We start from the raw sequence: 1387 nt of genomic DNA on the forward strand, positions 1-1387 counted from the left end.
CTAAAATTGGATAAAGCTCTCTGAATTTTTCAGGCTCTAACAGCATATCTGCTATACGGATAGCAAATTGTTGGTAGCTTTCTGTACCTTGTGAATATTTCCCCATTTCAGGCATTTCTGACATTTTTTTTGCAAATAAATGGCGTTGTGCATCGGTCATTTTGATAAAAAAGTCAGGTGTGTTTGGGTCACGCTTAGAATCTAATTTTTTCGGTTGTTGTTTCTGCTTAAACTTGAATGAAAACCCAGTAATTGTACGCCCTTTCTTGTGTTGCTCATAAGTGGCTTTTATGTCTGTATGTTCATTGATTTGAGTAATGGCAGTTTCTAATACACGGCTTTTAAAATGGTGCATACGTTGATATTCATCATCTTCAACACCTAAATTTTTACGTAATTGTTGTAGTTCAAAAACAGGTGTTTTACCAACTTCACGCCAAGCGATTAATAACTCATAAAGTCTAGTGGCATACTTACTGGTTAGGTGTGCAACTTGTTTGGCTTCATATTTTGTAAAGTGTTCTTCTAATCTAGTGATTAAAGGAACTACATCAGGTGCGAAAGTAATTTCTAGTAATGCCAAATCATCTACATAAAAAATACGGCTTACCCAGCGAGAGCGAACGATACCTACCTTCCCTGTTTTTTTATATTCGGCTGTATAGCTAAACTGCCTGTTAAATAGATTATTTACGGCATCTTTCAGGGCTTTGTAGGATGCATCAGGTGATACATTAAATAGTTTTGCATAGTCACTAGCATGTATTTCTAGTTTGCTATCTGCCGTAATACCCCGCCCTAATTCCCTTGCATTAATGATTGCAAGCATGACTAAACGCTGTTCCGTTAGTTCTAAATTATAACTGGCGTTTATTAATGCATTATCTTTCACAACTAAACCATTCTTCATATTAAATACACGTTATTATTAATGTGTATTTACACACTATATATTTTATGTGTGTAAATCAAGAGAATTTGTGTGCTTATACAAGAGAATTTGTGTGCTTATACAAGAGAATTTGTGTGCTTATACAAGAGAATTTGTGTGCTTATATAAGCTGTAGTCCTCTCATATCAATGTTTTCAGCTTATCTAAAAGCATTTAAAAGCTTTAAAAATAATTAAAAGCCTTTCGAGAGGGGAGTGCAAACTGCCCTAGGTACTCGCTAAAGCTCGTACTCTATTGAAGCTCGTTCCTCGCTTCGTGGGGCAGTTTTTGGTTAATCCTATTTGTGAAATCTAAAAGCAAAAGCATTTGTAATGTATTCGCTTCGCTCATACTTTTTGAAAAGCAAAAGCTCCAAAGTTCGCACCCATTCGGGATGCTCTGTATCTTTCGTTATGAAGCAAAAGGGAGCTTGTAATCAGGGAAAAGGCAGGGGCA

Annotated in this window: 1 protein-coding gene; it reads right to left on the minus strand. The window is 36.0% G+C overall.

All coding sequences use genetic code 11. The annotated features are described in order from the left end of the window. Positions 1-910 (minus strand): replication initiation protein RepM (gene repM / locus FTV42_RS16900; RefSeq protein ID WP_180015795.1); only part of this gene is annotated, 910 nt, incomplete at its 3' end. Positions 911-1387: the final 477 nt, after the last annotated feature.

This window comes from Acinetobacter sp. YH16052 (assembly GCF_013417155.1).
In the GTDB taxonomy this organism is placed as follows: domain Bacteria; phylum Pseudomonadota; class Gammaproteobacteria; order Pseudomonadales; family Moraxellaceae; genus Acinetobacter.